Origin of the sequence: Psychrobacter sp. TB67, assembly GCF_000511065.1 — a bacterium.
Taxonomy (GTDB): domain Bacteria; phylum Pseudomonadota; class Gammaproteobacteria; order Pseudomonadales; family Moraxellaceae; genus Psychrobacter; species Psychrobacter okhotskensis.
In genome coordinates, this window is record NZ_AYYA01000007.1 from 13,809 (window position 1) to 29,275 (window position 15,467).

At 42.2% G+C, this 15,467-nt stretch carries 13 protein-coding genes and 1 pseudogene; 7 read left to right on the forward strand and 7 right to left on the reverse strand.

The genetic code is table 11. The features are described from left to right. The first annotated feature begins 87 nt into the window (after window positions 1-87). A complete protein-coding gene (locus tag W293_RS0101400; protein ID WP_025650750.1) occupies window positions 88-882 on the forward strand; it encodes a hypothetical protein in 795 nt (264 codons plus the stop codon). 177 nt (window positions 883-1,059) lie between these two features. Here W293_RS0101400 and W293_RS0101405 read toward each other — a convergent pair whose 3' ends face one another. From W293_RS0101405 to gdhA, 5 genes are all read right to left on the reverse strand, one after another. After that, window positions 1,060-2,037 carry a glycosyltransferase family 2 protein gene (locus W293_RS0101405; protein ID WP_051395141.1) on the reverse strand — a complete coding sequence of 326 codons (978 nt, stop codon included), beginning with the start codon at window positions 2,035-2,037 and terminating at the stop codon, window positions 1,060-1,062. A gap of 48 nt (window positions 2,038-2,085) precedes the next feature. Beyond that, window positions 2,086-3,342 (reverse strand): hypothetical protein, encoded by a 1,257-nt coding sequence (locus tag W293_RS16660; RefSeq protein ID WP_025650752.1) that lies wholly within the window; start codon window positions 3,340-3,342, stop codon window positions 2,086-2,088. A 113-nt stretch (window positions 3,343-3,455) separates the two neighbouring features. After that, window positions 3,456-4,667, reverse strand: coding sequence for a glycosyltransferase (locus W293_RS0101415; protein WP_025650753.1), 1,212 nt, complete (start codon window positions 4,665-4,667; stop codon window positions 3,456-3,458). Between the two features lie 102 nt (window positions 4,668-4,769). Further along, complete coding sequence (locus tag W293_RS0101420; RefSeq protein WP_198015405.1) at window positions 4,770-6,512, reverse strand: glycosyltransferase family 2 protein; 1,743 nt, start codon at window positions 6,510-6,512, stop codon at window positions 4,770-4,772. 485 nt (window positions 6,513-6,997) lie between these two features. Further along, window positions 6,998-8,344, reverse strand: coding sequence for an NADP-specific glutamate dehydrogenase (gdhA, locus tag W293_RS0101425; RefSeq protein ID WP_025650755.1), 1,347 nt, complete (start codon window positions 8,342-8,344; stop codon window positions 6,998-7,000). Window positions 8,345-9,009: 665 nt separating this feature from the next. On the opposite strand from gdhA, the gene W293_RS0101430 reads away from it, so the two are divergent. The 6 genes from W293_RS0101430 (at window position 9,010) to W293_RS0101455 (ending at window position 13,713) form a co-directional block, all read left to right on the forward strand. Beyond that, window positions 9,010-9,372 carry a roadblock/LC7 domain-containing protein gene (locus W293_RS0101430; RefSeq protein ID WP_010201036.1) on the forward strand — a complete coding sequence of 121 codons (363 nt, stop codon included), beginning with the start codon at window positions 9,010-9,012 and terminating at the stop codon, window positions 9,370-9,372. A 295-nt stretch (window positions 9,373-9,667) separates the two neighbouring features. Continuing rightward, a complete protein-coding gene (locus tag W293_RS0101435; RefSeq protein ID WP_025650756.1) occupies window positions 9,668-10,162 on the forward strand; it encodes a PAS domain-containing protein in 495 nt (164 codons plus the stop codon). A gap of 3 nt (window positions 10,163-10,165) precedes the next feature. Beyond that, on the forward strand, window positions 10,166-10,921 hold the full coding sequence (locus W293_RS0101440; protein WP_025650757.1) for a phosphate/phosphite/phosphonate ABC transporter substrate-binding protein: 756 nt from the start codon (window positions 10,166-10,168) through the stop codon (window positions 10,919-10,921). Between the two features lie 284 nt (window positions 10,922-11,205). Next, window positions 11,206-11,835: a hypothetical protein gene (locus W293_RS0101445; RefSeq protein WP_025650758.1), complete on the forward strand. Its 630-nt coding sequence runs from the start codon at window positions 11,206-11,208 to the stop codon at window positions 11,833-11,835. Between the two features lie 40 nt (window positions 11,836-11,875). Beyond that, window positions 11,876-12,490, forward strand: a complete 615-nt coding sequence (locus tag W293_RS0101450; protein ID WP_025650759.1) for a hypothetical protein — start codon at window positions 11,876-11,878, stop codon at window positions 12,488-12,490. A gap of 557 nt (window positions 12,491-13,047) precedes the next feature. Beyond that, the gene (locus tag W293_RS0101455) at window positions 13,048-13,713 is read left to right on the forward strand and encodes a class I SAM-dependent methyltransferase (protein WP_025650760.1); all 666 of its coding nucleotides are present in this window, start codon (window positions 13,048-13,050) and stop codon (window positions 13,711-13,713) included. Here W293_RS0101455 and W293_RS16665 read toward each other — a convergent pair. Further along, on the reverse strand, window positions 13,710-14,804 hold the full coding sequence (locus W293_RS16665) for a hypothetical protein (RefSeq protein ID WP_025650761.1): 1,095 nt from the start codon (window positions 14,802-14,804) through the stop codon (window positions 13,710-13,712). The genes W293_RS0101455 and W293_RS16665 overlap by 4 nt on opposite strands. Window positions 14,805-14,909: 105 nt before the next feature. Beyond that, window positions 14,910-15,465 (reverse strand): annotated as a pseudogene (locus W293_RS15920) (GNAT family N-acetyltransferase). Window positions 15,466-15,467: the final 2 nt, after the last annotated feature.

Here is a 15,467-nt window from a genome sequence, read left to right on the forward strand (position 1 = left end):
TGGTTTATATATTAATTTGAGCGAGTAAGCGCTATAATATGTCTGCCATTTCCTTCTCTGAATTTCCAAATATTGAGACCATAATTAATGATGCGAAACACGCTACAAAACTTACTTTACAACAGTAATTATGATCAATCAGACCCTTCAACCGCCGCTTTTGACACTTTGCCAATTATCATACAGAAAGCGCTATTACAACAGCAGCGTATCGTATTGATAGCCAATAATCCTTCAATAGATACAGCGAGCTTAGAGGCGCTGTTGCAGCCGACAGATATGCTGGTTTTGTTTAATGATTTTATTCATGCTGATTTTTTTGCGCATCATCCTAGTGTTAAAGATCTACCAAAACTATTATTCTTTAGAAAAATTGGCGACAGTCTGTTGCATTTTGGCATGCCGCCTCGTAGTAATAATTTGACGGCGATGCTCGATATGGCAAAGCATGCACCACTTGGCATCTTGTTTGGCAATACTGACTACCAGTTTCCATTACTAGCTGATGACCCCAGCCCTAATGATGATCCGATAACAGCCAGCCGAGTATTAGAGATTCCAGAACTGCTAAATGAATTATTGCATAGCGATGAGCATTGTCGCGTGTTATCAGAGCAGGATAGCGTGGTGGCAGATTATCCTATTTTTGCTGATATCCATTCATCAGCGCCGACCTCAGGGTTTCTGTTATATCGGCTATTATTGGCGGCGCGCTTACATGTGCAGCAGCGACAGAACGCTGAGACTCCGCTATCGATAGTCATGTTGGGCTTTAATAATGATGACAAAACAGCGCACTTTTGGGATGGGCATAATTGGGCGTTTGAGAGACAAGAGCTTGCGACGCCGCCTAATAGTGTCGAGATTATTCGTCAGTACTAATAGAACACTACTAATAAGATTAAACACTTATAGTTGATTCACTTTAAAACTGATATAGCGAGACTGGGATAAATTTCTTGCAGCCTCTGTCTGCGCAGGCACAGCACGCAAAAGAAATTTGTACCAGTCTAGCGTATTAATGCAATGTATCTATTTTATTTAGTATCGACTATATATCTACACATAAGGCGCATCCGGATAATGAGCCGCTCTAATCTCGACTTCACTTGGCTGTCGATTAATAGCAATCGGTACTGTCTGCTCGTCTCGCCAGTTAATCAGTTGTAATTGCGAAAATTCCGCTAACCATCCTGACATCGGCCAATGTTGCCATTTTTCATAAAAGCGATTGGCATTGATAACGATACTATCCAAATGATTAAGCGGCGGTCTATAGACACTATGCTGTTGATGGTAAATCACATCATCAGTTAAATAAAAATCGATATTTAACGCGCGCGCCATAAAAGCAAAATCCGTATCTTCAGCGCCATAGCCGACATAATCCGTATCAAAGCCACCAATTTGCTCAAACTGACTGTGCATAATAGCAAAGCAAAGACTCCAAAACGCACCATAGTCTTGCGTCTGTTTAATAGACGTACCCTGATGTTGTAAATCAAAGTTATCCCGATAAGGGTTAAATACAGACAGCTTGTCTAAAAAGTCGGCTGCCAATTTACCTTGTTGTAGCTGTCTACCCTCATTATCCGTCAAAGGACGCGTCAGATAACGCGGTTGACCCATCAGTAAGGCGTTGGGACGTGCTTGAAGTTTACTATATAGCTGCTCAATAAAGGTTGGCGCGACGATACAGTCTACATCCAAGAAAATCATGGCATCATACGTGGCGCGCGCCGCTCCAAGGTTACGGTTACGACCGATATCAAATGATGCGCTAATTGCTAGTCCATTCTCAGTCGCTGTAGTCGTTGCTATCTTAATGATATTTAAATCGTATGCTGCCAGACGTTCAGGCTCAGCGTCATCATTAACGATAATAACTTCTGCTGGTTTGACACTACCCTGCTCCAAGCTACCGAGTAGGTTGTAGAGATGCCGATTGCGACCGTAGCAGGTAGTAATGACGCTTAAAGGCACGCTAACGGGAGTAGTGGCATGAGTGGCCTCTTGCGCTTTGGTTGTCGTTGTCATAGAGATCTTCTTTGCTCTTATTGTAGAACCTTTTGTTTTTAAGGTTTCTTATTGTTTATCAGGTTTTAGGCCCAATTGTGGCAATAACCATTCTTCAAACCAAGCTTTGACGGAAGTATAGTCAACAATGCTATCCATAAATTTTTGCGCTGGCGTATTATCTTGATTATCCGTTAGAGCAGTCTTATCAGTGTTGATTGACTCATTGCTAATCGATTCATTGCTAATTGACTTATCGTTAACTGATAAAAAAGACGGTATATCCTGACTACCCAAACTTGAATTTTGAGCCATGAACTGTGCCCAACTTAGAGCACGACCTTGCTCAATCAGCGCCTCTGCCATGACTTCCTGCTCACGATGCGGACGCTCATCTGGCAACACCACGAGCGGCGTCGCATAGTCATAAGCTTGCGCAATACCGTTCAAACCACACGCCATCAACAGCAGGTCACTATAGGCAATAAATGGCGTCACATCATTTACGTGAGCAGCAATATCAACACAATGTCGTGCCTCGTCGTTAATAGGTCCAAGCGATATAATCAATGCATTCGGTAATGCACGGCGTAGCTCGGGCAGCTTGGCATCAATAGCGTCGTGCCCACCGTAACCTTTGATAACCGTTATGATTGTAGTATCAGCTATTTTTTGTTTATTATCCGAAGATGAAAGCCGCTCATGGATACTAATACTACTAGTAGTGAGCGTCATGAGCTTATTTATAAAGGCGGTAAACGTTAACAGCTCATCCGTCTTATTGGGCATGAAATCAAGATATAGCGTTTTTTGGCGTACCCAGTCCAGCGTTGCTGACGCTTCAAGTGCCTTTGGGTAAGGGGTTAATAATCCCAGCGCGCCAGCAAAGGCGTTCAAGTGCGGTATATCATCGCGCTCACCTGCCAGCCTTACGTATAAGTAAGGAATACTAGCCACGCGACACAGCATAGCAACTTCGGCGCTGACATCAATAATCATTAGGTCAATCTGACGCTGACGAATCTCATCGAGTAACTGCCAGCTGCGCATCTGCACATTGCGATTACCTACTGGTGAATAATGCAAACTACTTGGCTGCCAATATTTTCCAGCTCGCCCTAGTAGTACATCTTCTGGTAGCTGATCCTCAGCGCTTAAACGTACGATTTGCTCATCAGTTATCGCGCTAAAGTGATAACCATCATTAGGCAAACTGGTAAACACTGTCATCTGCGAGCGTAATTTAGGCGGCAATAGAGCAGCCAATTTATCTGCTTGGCGACAGTGACCTGAACCATGATGATGGGCATAATAGCCAATACGCATAAGGAGATTTCCCAAAATTTACTGTTTAAAAACTGACGCTTAAATAGCTAGTAAAGTTAGTCTGTTTATTTAGAAAATTTTTAGTAGGCTAGAACTTGAATCATAAGTATCATCTAGAAAGACAAGGCCTGAATCTGAGCACTATTACTATCACCACTTTCCAAAGCCTGCTCGTATAGCCGCAGATAACCATCCACCATCGTAGCGACGGAACAAAACTGCTCAGCACGCAGACGACATGCCGCGCGGGAAATATGTTTGATATCAGCAAAAGCTTGAATGAAAGCGTCTTTGTCCATCTTAGGTACAATGATACCAGTCGATGACGTGACAATCTCAGCGCTCGCACCGACATCAAATCCAATCACTGGCGTACCGCAAGCCAAACTCTCAGCCAGCGTTAAGCCATAAGGCTCGTCCCATGTACTGGTAAATAGCATAGCAGTCACTTGGCTTAAGCGTTCATTGATTTGATCTTTACTCAGATGACCGACGTAATCGAATAAAGACCCAGCGTTTTTATCTTCTTCTAGTAACGGTGCAACGTACTCATCAAAATATTCCTCATTACTTTTTGGCCCTGCAATAATGAGGCGCTTGCCGGCCGCTTTGCAATACTCCATCGCTAAATGGGTGCCTTTTTCCACACAAATGCGCCCATACCAAAAGTAAATCTCGTCTTCAATTGGGTTTGTATTGGCATCAAATGACTGTACATCAATACCGTTATAGACCACATGAGAAGGCACGAACTCAGCAAATAACTGCTGCTGATGACCACTAATCGCGGTGAACTGGGTTTGCGTGCCTTGACGTAGTGTCAATAATGCTAAGCGCAGCTGCGGGAAAATCGGCGTATGAAAGGTGGTAAAAAAACGCGCGCCAAATGCCTGTCCCATCATCATCGGTATATGGTGCAAGCTGTGATTGTGCACCACATCGATCATGCCCTGCTCATCACGACTGATGATATCGCGCATGGCTTGCTGATAGACCAAATACTGATACAACTCTTCGCGACTCATACCTACCGAATCATGCTCATTGTCATAGACCAACGCATCAAACTGCGTGCGCGTCATAAAGGGCACGAGTGTCGCATTAGTCTGACTATCAGCATGCGCATAGAGCAACACTTCATGTCCTTGAGCGACCAATTCATCACATATAAGCTCGGTAATCATCTCAAGACCGCCAGCATATGGCTGCGCGATTGGATATAGAGAATGCGCAATAATGGCAATGCGCAATACAGGAGTATCTATTACGCTAGCATCACGGTAAGCAGTAATACTTGATATATCGACAGTAGGGCTAGATAGCATAACAAGTCCAATATGAATTTATTAAGTATAAATTAACTAAATATGAGTTGAATGACAGTCATTAGGTACAGATAAAAATTGTAGAGATTAAAATTAATGTTGTTAAAAATTAACAGCATTGTCGTCTTTAAATGAAGACGTCAAAGGTTTGTCTTTTGATTTAGCAATACTAATCATGTGCGGCTGAGACAAGTTTTTAGTAACGAAGCTTTTAGCACTGAGGTTTTTAGTAATTAAGGTCTCAGCAGCTACCTTTTTATTTGCAACCTGATATTCTTCATAGCTGTAATTATCCAGCATCACCTTGGCAGCCCATACTTTTAGAATACAAACCATCACGGCGCAGCCAAATAGTAGCGGTGAATATAAAAGGGAAAATGGCGATACAATTATGGCTGTGGTTATATTTAACATTAGCAATACTTTAGGCATCGCCATTAAATTGGCAACATAAACTGATTTTCGCGTACGTATCAACTCTTGCTTCGGCGTACAGATAAACGGCTTCTTTTGTCCCCATAGTACTGGCCACCATGATAAAGCGCCCAACTCCCAAAAATTCAGATGCACAGCCCAAGCCCGCAAACGATTACTTAAGCTTGGCGCAGCTCCATTGCTAGTTTGCTGATTGAGCGATGCCCTATCCTGCATATATGCCCATAAACGCCTACCCAAAAATATGGCGTAACTCGCATACACGATATATAAAGGAGCAAGCAAAGCATAAATATTTAAACTGGTGCTGAATAGTAGCGCACTCGTAATAATAAGTAGCGTCAATAGCTGCAATACGATAAAGATACCGGTAAAATTGACCCAAGCACTAAGCTGAGATAAGTGTGCACCCATGTACGCTAGACGCTCACTGAGTTTCTTTTTTGTAGCGGATGAGTCTGTGACGAGTGAATCTATGATGGATAAACTTGTTGAAGGCAAGTTTGATGACGCTGAAAAGTAAGTATTAAGCACTTGCATATTGCCATAGATCCAGCGTCGCCGCTGGCTCATCAAGTCGTGCAAGGTAGTGGGTAGCAGTCCTGTCGCGATAACCTCAGGGACAAACTGACTGCGCAAGCCGCGACTATGCATCAGCACACCCATCTGCGCATCTTCGGTAATTGATGCGCCTGACCAGCCGCCTAAATCTAATAGCGCACGGCGGCGAATGACTGCATAAGTCCCAGTCGATAGCGCACGTGTGCGATTAAACGGACGGTATAAATGGTGATTGAAATAGTGATTTAGCTCGCTATGAATATCGACTCGTCCGGCGTCACGATAAAACTGAGGAAACTGCAATAGCGCATGGGTCGGATAACACTCGATAGCATTGGCAATCGATACTCGCGCTTGCGGTAACGCCTGATAGTCACTATCAACTACCACTATATGGCTGCAATTGGGGTCCATAAGCCCCAACGCTAAATTAAGTGCGCCAGCTTTAAAGCCTGCTACTGAATCGATATGATAAAAATGTACATTGTGACGCGCATCCAGACTGGCACAGAACTGAGCCAATGGCTTGTAGAGCGTTGTTTGAGTATTATTATTATCGACAATTAAAATCTCATCGTCATCTGCTTTAATCGCCAACAACGACTTAATCGTCTCAATCACCATCGCTGCCGGTTCAGCACGGGTCATTAACTGAAAGCTTAAGCGGATAGAGCTTTTTGAAGTATGACCATAAAACTTATGGATACTTACAGCCTCTCCAAGCTGGTCTTCAATACCAGCATAGCCAACAATATCACTATAATCGTTTAAAGCACGACTGCCTTTTAATGTACGGTCTTTATATAATCCAATTTTTGGGGCGGTGCGTTTTAGTAAGTGACTTCTCAAAGCATGAAAATTGCTTTTATAATCACTAAATAGATAATCGCTAAATAAATAATCGCTAAATCGATTTCCTATCATAGGAATCGAACTCAAAAAAATTGAGTTTTTGTCAGTATAGACTCCCTTGTGGACGGTCATGGTTGATCCCTTGATGAATGTATCAAAGCTATAGGTAAAAACTTTGGGTAAACTAAAATGAACCTAGAGAATTGATAATAGTCAAAAGGACTAATAATGATTACTTATAATCTGTCTAATAAAATAGATTAATGTAACTTCAAGTAAAACATGTAAAAACATTTATAAATTAGGTACTTATAAGCCAAAAAACTTTAGTGAGCGTCCTGTCGAAAAAGGCAAAAAAATTTCAAACAAAAAAATACCGCCCTTATTAGAAATAAAAGCGGTATTTAAAATTTCAATAAGCGAACTAAGACAAACTGTCCTTTTAGCTCAAAATACTAAAAGTTGGTTCGAGATACCAAAAGTTAGTTCAAGATACCATAGGCACATAACGCATCAGCCACGCGCTTGAAGCCCACGATATTGGCGCCAGCCATATAGTCGATATAGCCATCATCAGTCTGACCATAGTTTTCTGATGCTTCAGCGGCACAATCATGAATATTTTTCATAATACGCTTTAGGCGCTCATCGATTTCTTCAAAGGTTTTATATTGGCGCACTGAGTTTTGTGACATCTCAAGACCAGATACTGCCACACCGCCAGCGTTAGCCGCTTTGCCTGGTGCATAGTGGACACGGTGCAGACGAATATAATCAACAGCTTCGGCAGTCAATGGCATGTTAGCGCCTTCAGCGATATATTTGATGCCGTTTTCAACCATTAATTTAGCATCATCTTCGTTGACTTCGTTCTGTGTCGCTGATGGGATAGCGATATCACCTTTGATGTGCCATGGTTTTTGCTTAGCAAACCACTCACCACCATAAACATCAACATAATCACACAGTGGCTTGCTTTGTGCTTTTTGATTTTTTAGCCAATCAATTTTTTCTTGATCCATGCCTTTTTCATCATACAACGTACCTTGTGAGTCAGATACTGTCAGTACGGTTGCGCCTAGCATATTCGCTTTTTCGGCGGCGTGCAGTGAGACGTTACCCGCCCCTGAGATCAGCACTTTTTTGCCTTTGATGTTTTCGTTTTGCGCAGCCATCATATTTTCTAAGAAATAAACCGCGCCGTAGCCTGTCGCTTCTGTGCGCATTAAGCTACCACCAAAACCAACGCCTTTACCAGTCAAGACACCGCCGTGCTCGCGAGTCAAGTTTTTATACATGGCAAACATATAGCTGACTTCACGTCCACCCACACCGATATCGCCTGCTGGTACGTCAATGTCCTTGCTGACGTACTGATGCAACTCGCGCATAAAGGCATAACAAAAACGGCGGATTTCGCTGTCCGATTTACCTTTAGGATCAAAGTCAGCACCACCTTTACCGCCGCCCATTGGTAGACCTGTTAAAGCGTTTTTAAAGATTTGCTCAAAGCCCAAAAACTTCAATACGGATTGGTTGACGGTAGGATGGAAGCGAACGCCACCTTTGTACGGGCCTAAGGCATTACTAAACTGAACACGCCAGCCGCGATTGACCTGCACTTCGCCTTGATCATTTTCCCAGTTAATACGGAAGCAAATAATACGATCAGGCTCAACCAAACGCTCAAATATCTTTAAATGTTCATATTCTGGATGAGCGTCATACAGAGGTGCGATGGTAAGCGCAACTTCTTTTACCGCTTGCACGAATTCAGGTTGATGGGCATAACGTTCTTCGATTTTTTCGATGGCCTGACTGATACTCATATAGCTTCCTTAAGGTAAAAATTGTGATCTGTTGATATACATCCACGTCTTATCATTTGCTAGCAAACGATAGGATTATAAACGCCGATGTGGGATTAAAACGCTCCTATACACAGGTCGGTATAAAAACTAATGGGATTGAACGCCAACTGTTTGTCTTCTATAAATAATCGGTTAAATGCATAGCTAATAAGTAACAACTATTTTTATCTCATATCTATATATCATTTTTAGGGTCTATAAGTCTAGTAAATATCACCATCATGAAAAATGATGTGACTTTTTTCAGTATAGTTGATGCGGCAGGTTTTTGTTTGTACTCCATAGTCAAACGATGAGCAGCAATTATTCGCTTATCACTAAACCTTTTTAACGAAAAGAATCTATCGCACAATTCACTTGTTAAAAAACGTTAAATTAGTGGTAATGAGGTATAAAAATAAATAACTATTCAATATTTTATTAAAATCTATATCAGAAATAGTGATAAAAAGTAGAAATCGACCACTAAGCAGTAAAATATCTAGAAAATACCTCTTTTATTGGCATAATCGTATATCAATATTATTAGTAAGGAATTATAATGCCCTTCTTAAAGCAAGGATATTTTGGCTACCGCCACTCGTTCACAAATACATACCAACCACCAGTACAGAGAAAGCGATATGCGTACAGATTCATTCCAGCAGATTTTGGAAGACCTAAACAGCTCATCAGCCGATGTAGAAGCATCTGCCCTTATTTCTAACGATGGTCTGATGATTGCTTCAGCCTTACCAACGGGCGTTGATGAAGATCGCGTTGGCGCCATGTCAGCCGCGCTTTTATCCTTGGGTGACCGCGCAGGTCGTGAGCTCGCACGCGGCAGTATCGATCGCATTATGATTCAAGGTGAAAAAGGCTACGTGATTATGACGTCATCAGGAGATGAGGCAGTGCTGACCATTATGGCAAAACCCAATGCCAAGCTTGGTTTGATATTCTTGGATATCAAGCGCGCCTCAGAAGCCCTAGCCAAACTCATCTAATTGGTGAGCATAAAGCACTGTCGATGCCGCGTTATGGTTATCGCTATAGATAACAAGAGATAGCAAGTTATCCGTCCTACTCTAAATTAAAATTGGTGCTATGTCTTATAAAAACTATTTAAGGTAGTGCACACTGTTTATATGAAAGGCTTCAATGATGAGAGAAGAGATGAGCGATGAACTTATTAGAACAATAAAAAATATCTGGCTTATCATTCATTCTATTATCGACCGCTAACACACCAAATCCGCTTTTTAACCCTTATGAATACAACGTTAAATGAAGGAGATTACGATGGGTTCTCCACTCCCTGATGCACAAAAACCTGAGTTACCTGCAGAACAAATCATGCTGACTTATCACGATGGTACATCGCGTACTGTCTATGATACTGGTATTGAACGCCCCTACCCAGACGGCAAGCTTATCGTCTCGCGTACAGATTTGGACGGCATTTTAACGCACGTTAACGACGCCTTTGTCGAGATTAGTGGCTACAATGTCGACGAGTTAATCGGCAAACAGCACTATATTTTGCGTCATCCTGACATGCCTAAAGCGGCTTATAAAGACTTGTGGGATACCGCTGAGTCTGGGCAGAAATGGCACGGTTACGTCAAAAACTTATGCAAAGACGGCAGCCATTATTGGGTATATGCCACGGTCGTGCCTAATATTCGTCACGGCGAAACGGTGGGTTATACCTCGGTCCGCCGTAAGCCATCACGCAGCAAGATTGATGCAGCAATGGCTCAGTATGCTGAAATGAAACAAAATGAGGAAGGCTAAATCATGAGTGAACCCACGTATAACTTATTAATCGCCCCTGATTTTTCTCCTGAGCGCTTTGCCGGTTGGCATATGTTTAACACCCTTATGCAAAAGCGTGCGGGTATTCATATGCATCTCAACACACCGACGTCGTATGCTGAACAAGAAGCCCTTATCAAAGCAGGCAACGTCCATGTCATTTACGCCAATCCCTTTGATGCAGCGGCGCTGATACGCGAGCAAGGCTACCGTGCTATTGCCCGCCCTATCGGAAAATCGGATGAAATGGTCATTGCGGCAGCGGCAAATAGCGATATCAATCGTTTAGAAGATATCCGTGCTGGCGCGACAGTAGCGATGGCGGACAACCGTGATGTTAAGCTGATTGGCTTACGTTTACTCGAAGCGGTTGATATAGAAGATTCGGATCTCAATTGGGATGTCACCGAAACCTACCAAGCCGCCGCGCGCAAAGTCATTAAAGGGGAGGTCCAAGCGGCGTTCTTTTTGGCAGAGATTTTCCATGGCTTTTCACGTCTGACCAAAACCCAGCTATCGGTACTTATCGAAAGTGATTTGGCAGATATCAGTCACGTTTTATTAATCAAAGACGATGTTGCCGATGCCGCAGCGATCACCGATGCCGTCCTGAATTTTAATAAGGATGACGATGGTCAAGAAGCATTGGCTGAACTGGGTATGCCTGAAGGATTTGAGCCTATGAGTGAAGAAGACGCTGAGTTTATGATAGATTTGATGCAGACCTTGCTTGACTAGGGCATGTCTTCATTTCAAAAATGGTGATAAAAATGAGATAAATTGCCGTCAAACAAGAAAAAATAGCGCAGATAATATCGGGATATTAACCAGCTATTTGACGATGTTTGGCAAGATTTAGCCATTTTTAGCCCATTTAGATGACTATCGAATGAGTTGAAGACACGCCCTAGTATGTTATCTAGCGTTTTGCTTAGCATTCTGCTTCACCTTGGTTTTATTTTGCTTAGTTAGGTTATCGCCTATGGCACTCGAGTGCGAGCGATGACCTAAAGGACACCATTATGTCTGATGTAGACCTTATTAAAGAAAGTGAGATGGCCGCGCGCAAGGTGTTTCGTTTTTACTCGCGCAAGGTATTCTTGGCGCCCAATAATCGGTATTTTCACGAACAACGTATCAATGCAGCACTGTTATTAAACGAGAAAGAACCGCTACAAGGTGCTGTGGCGGACTTTTTTTATGGCTGCTGGTATGACATTCCTTACGATGTGACCAATTTATTTACTCGTATTCAAGACCGCCTGTATCCGCAGGTTGAGCAGGGTTTTCGCGACTGTATTAATAAAAAAAGCTATATTCAGCGCAATAGTATGCTGGCGACCCGTTGGAGCGTGCTGGTGTCGCCATCGCTGAACGAGCAGACAAAGCGTTTGCGTATCAGTAGCGATGATGCCAAAGAGATTGCAAAAGACATCACCACTGAGCTGATGCAAGCACGCAATAATCAAGACTGGGGCACGATTGAGCAAATCGAAAATGAGTTCTTTGCCCACTGTATCGCGCGCCATGATCGCCTTGCCTTCTCATTAGTTTGGTTTCGCTTAGGCAAAAGCGATTGGCAGTTTGATGAACGTTGGAACCATTGCCAGCAACGCCTTGACCAAACTAACGGCCAGAATATCAAAACTTAACTTATCGCCTATTTAAAACTTCCCAACAACGGTAGCCGCTATGTCTTCTTACTTAAACGCTGATAAAACCTATCTGACCTTAACCCCAGCCGGTATTTTTGAGGCATTTTCACAAAACGAGCCGACCGATGCGCAGCTGTCTTTACAGGATTTATTATCCTATGAGCAGACACTACTGGCTGCTGACTGGCTAGCACGCTACTCTGACGGGTGGTTACAAAGTTTTATTGAACAAGGTTGGATTGAAAAACTGTCGCTATTTTTACCCGCGCCCAATCTGCCCTTGGATCAATTTCTACCCTACGTGGTAGCGAGCTTATCTGGTAAGCGCCGAGCAGCCATTGGCTCTGATGAAGGGTTTTGTCTTGCTCGGATTGGCTATAGTCAAGAAGAAGCGGATATGCTGAGTGTGGCGGCCGCTGACTTCTCAGGCTTTATGCTACGCCAAAAGCAACGCGGCTGGGCAGTAGAAAGCCAAGCGATTTCGTTCTTTCAGCAAGTAGACTTGTTGATTCCTGAGACCAGCTTTGTATTCTTATGGATTGATGGTTCAGGTTATGTACTCATCATCGATGGTGAGCCTCTGACCAATAGTCGTGCCTTTGTGGAGTTGGTCTGGGCATTAAAAACGTCTGGACTAAGATTTTTGAATTAAAGTGACTGCCTGACTTTAAGCGGGTCACAATCTAACGTATTAGGCTGGATACCTCGCCTCTATTGCTGCGCCTTAGGATAAGTAATAAGTAATAAGCACTATTCACTTTTTATATAAGCTATTTTTCTACGTTTGCGCCATGTTCAACGTGTCATATAGTGAGTGAAAAGTAATATCGAACCATCATGCACTGCTGATATCAACTTTTCTTGCTTGCTGTACCTGCGCAGACAGAGGCTACAAAAAATTGATATCAGCAATACCGTCGCGTTTTAGAATATTTTGACTATAGCTAATTGCTACTAAATATTTGATAATTAGTTAGCTAATCGGTAATTAGTAAGAATAACCTCCTCAGAATTAACAACAACTTGTCAAATGTTAGGTCATACTATCATCGTCCAAATGAGAATATTTTTTCTACCTATTCTTTTACTTGACGCTTATCACCTCTCCAAGATTTAAACGCTGCAAACCCTACCCAACAGCTTTTCCCCTCATTGAAAGTGGCACCCTCTGCCAAAGCTTGCATTCTTGCTTATTTTTTAGGACAGTTTATGACTTCGCTGACCACTGTGCGCGTGCGTTATCAAACGATTGAAATTGGCAACACCGATATCCATATTTGCACCTTACGTGACAACCAACAATTTAGTGACCCTGACGATGAGGCGCTTAACCTAGGTATTTGCTCGACTTCTTGGCCGATGTTTGGCGTGATTTGGCCGTCAAGCTTGGTATTGGCCAATCACATGCTCGATTATGATATTGCGGGCAAGCGTATCTTGGAGGTTGGCTGCGGCATGGCATTATCGAGCCTGCTGCTCAATCATCGGCATGCAGACATTACGGCAACCGACTATCATCCGACAGTTGAGTACTTCCTTGATCGCAATACCACCTTGAATAACAATAAAGAGATTAACTTTGAGCGTTTAGATTGGGCAGAAGACAATAGCCACCTTGGCAAGTTCGATATCATTATCGGTAGTGATTTACTCTATGAAGACCAACATATTGATATTTTGGCTGAATTTATCGAGCGTCATGCGTTACCAAAATGTGAGGTCATCGTCGTAGATCCTGGGCGTGGCCGAAAAAACAAGCTAACCAATAAAATGCTTGAATATGGTTTTAGCAGTCAACACGTCAAGCCCGAGAATACCACTTATCTAGACTTACCGTTTAAGGGACATATTTTGACGTTTTCGCGGAGTGGTTAATCGGCAGACTTATCTTTATCGTTACCAAACTTTGAAATAAGCGCCATGATGACTTCTTGAGAGTTAATTGGATAAGATTCATTACTGACAGATTGGAAGTCTTTAGGTGCGAATATTCTTTGAGCGATTTCTGACTTTATTTTATGTTGCTCTTCTTCAGGTAACGAGGCTATATAAGGATTAATAGCCTTTAAATCCAATGATGTTTGAAGATGAGTATATTGTTGCTGACGATGCTTAGTAGACTCGCGAGCTAAATAAGCAGCTGGAACTGATAATAAAAAGACTAATGCTAATCTTAAAAGAGCATTAGAAAGATCAAAGTTTTGATGAATAGATTCATAGAAAGAATATCCAGCTATCCCAATAATGATTGCCATACAAACCAGTGAACCCGCTCTTAACCACTCGGCAGCTATTTTTTCCTGTTTTGCGCTATCAGCATATTCTGAAACAATAACTCTGCTTGCCGCATTACCTAGAAGAGTATCTAACTGATCGTTTTTATCATTAATAGCTTTTAACTCTTCTTCATATGCTAGCGATATGGCACTAATTTTACTTTTGTATGTCTCTTCTAATGACTCTATTTCTTTCGTTAAAATATTAGCCTTAACTTCACTTTCATCAAGTGATTTTTTTACTTTACGATTTAACTGTTCAAGTTTTTCATTCGTATCTTTTAATTGTTTCTTAAAAGATCTATAGTCTTGCATGTCGCTTGAGACATTTGAACGTGCCTTATCTGTTAAAGGAACTGTCAAAATTGGTGAACTTTCTATCTTTCCACGAAGAAAACTAGCACGTTCCGATAAATTTTTACTGTATTTTTTTGTTTGCTCATCTATATCGTTAACAAACATATTAATTGTACTTGCGTTCGAACAAACACTTAAAGCAGCTTCCGCAATTTTCTCTGCACTGCCTTTTTCCAGAGCAACCATGTAACTTTCATAAGCGCTTATAAAATAATCAATACGATCTCTAGTGCTTTTAGATACTGGATTTTCACCAATGCTATCTCGAAATTTATTAAATAGCTCTAAGATATCTGCTATACCCTTTTCGAACTCTAACAGCATATCTTCCATAATGTTCTCGGTCTGTATACATAAATCGATAATTATATATTAAATTTAAGAGTATGAGATTTAATTGTTCAACTAGGTCGCTATCCCAACTAAGTAAATATCTACTTAAGCAAGCTGCCACTCTTGACGCGTAATCTTGTACAGCACATGCTCAGCCAGTCGATGATCAGCATCGAGCATCGGATGAGAGAAGTTGTCCTGCGTATCAGTCATACCAATACGCTGCATAAGCTTTTGCGAGCGCTTATTTATAACGGCAGTAAAGGCAATTACTTCGCTAAGTTCTAAAACATCAAAGGCATAGCGCAAAGCAGCCTGCGCGGCCTCGGTCGCATACCCTAATCCCCCAATAATCATTGTGCAATCGCCAACCAATCTCAACAGCAGGAGAAAACGGCATATCAGCATGCGCGTCATTTAAACCAACCATACCGATAAAGTCATCGCTTTTGTTTGAGCCGCCTTTGCGACTCACCGCCCAAAACCCCCACCCATTATCCTCAATCAGCGTTTGGCACTTTTTGGCGATAGTATTACTCATGGAAGTGGTTAATAACTTGGGAAAGTATTCCATCACTTTAGAATTAGCATTCATCTCAGCGAATGGCGCAAAGTCGCTCGCTTGCCACTGTCTTAAGTACAGTCGTTCGGTTTCTATCATGC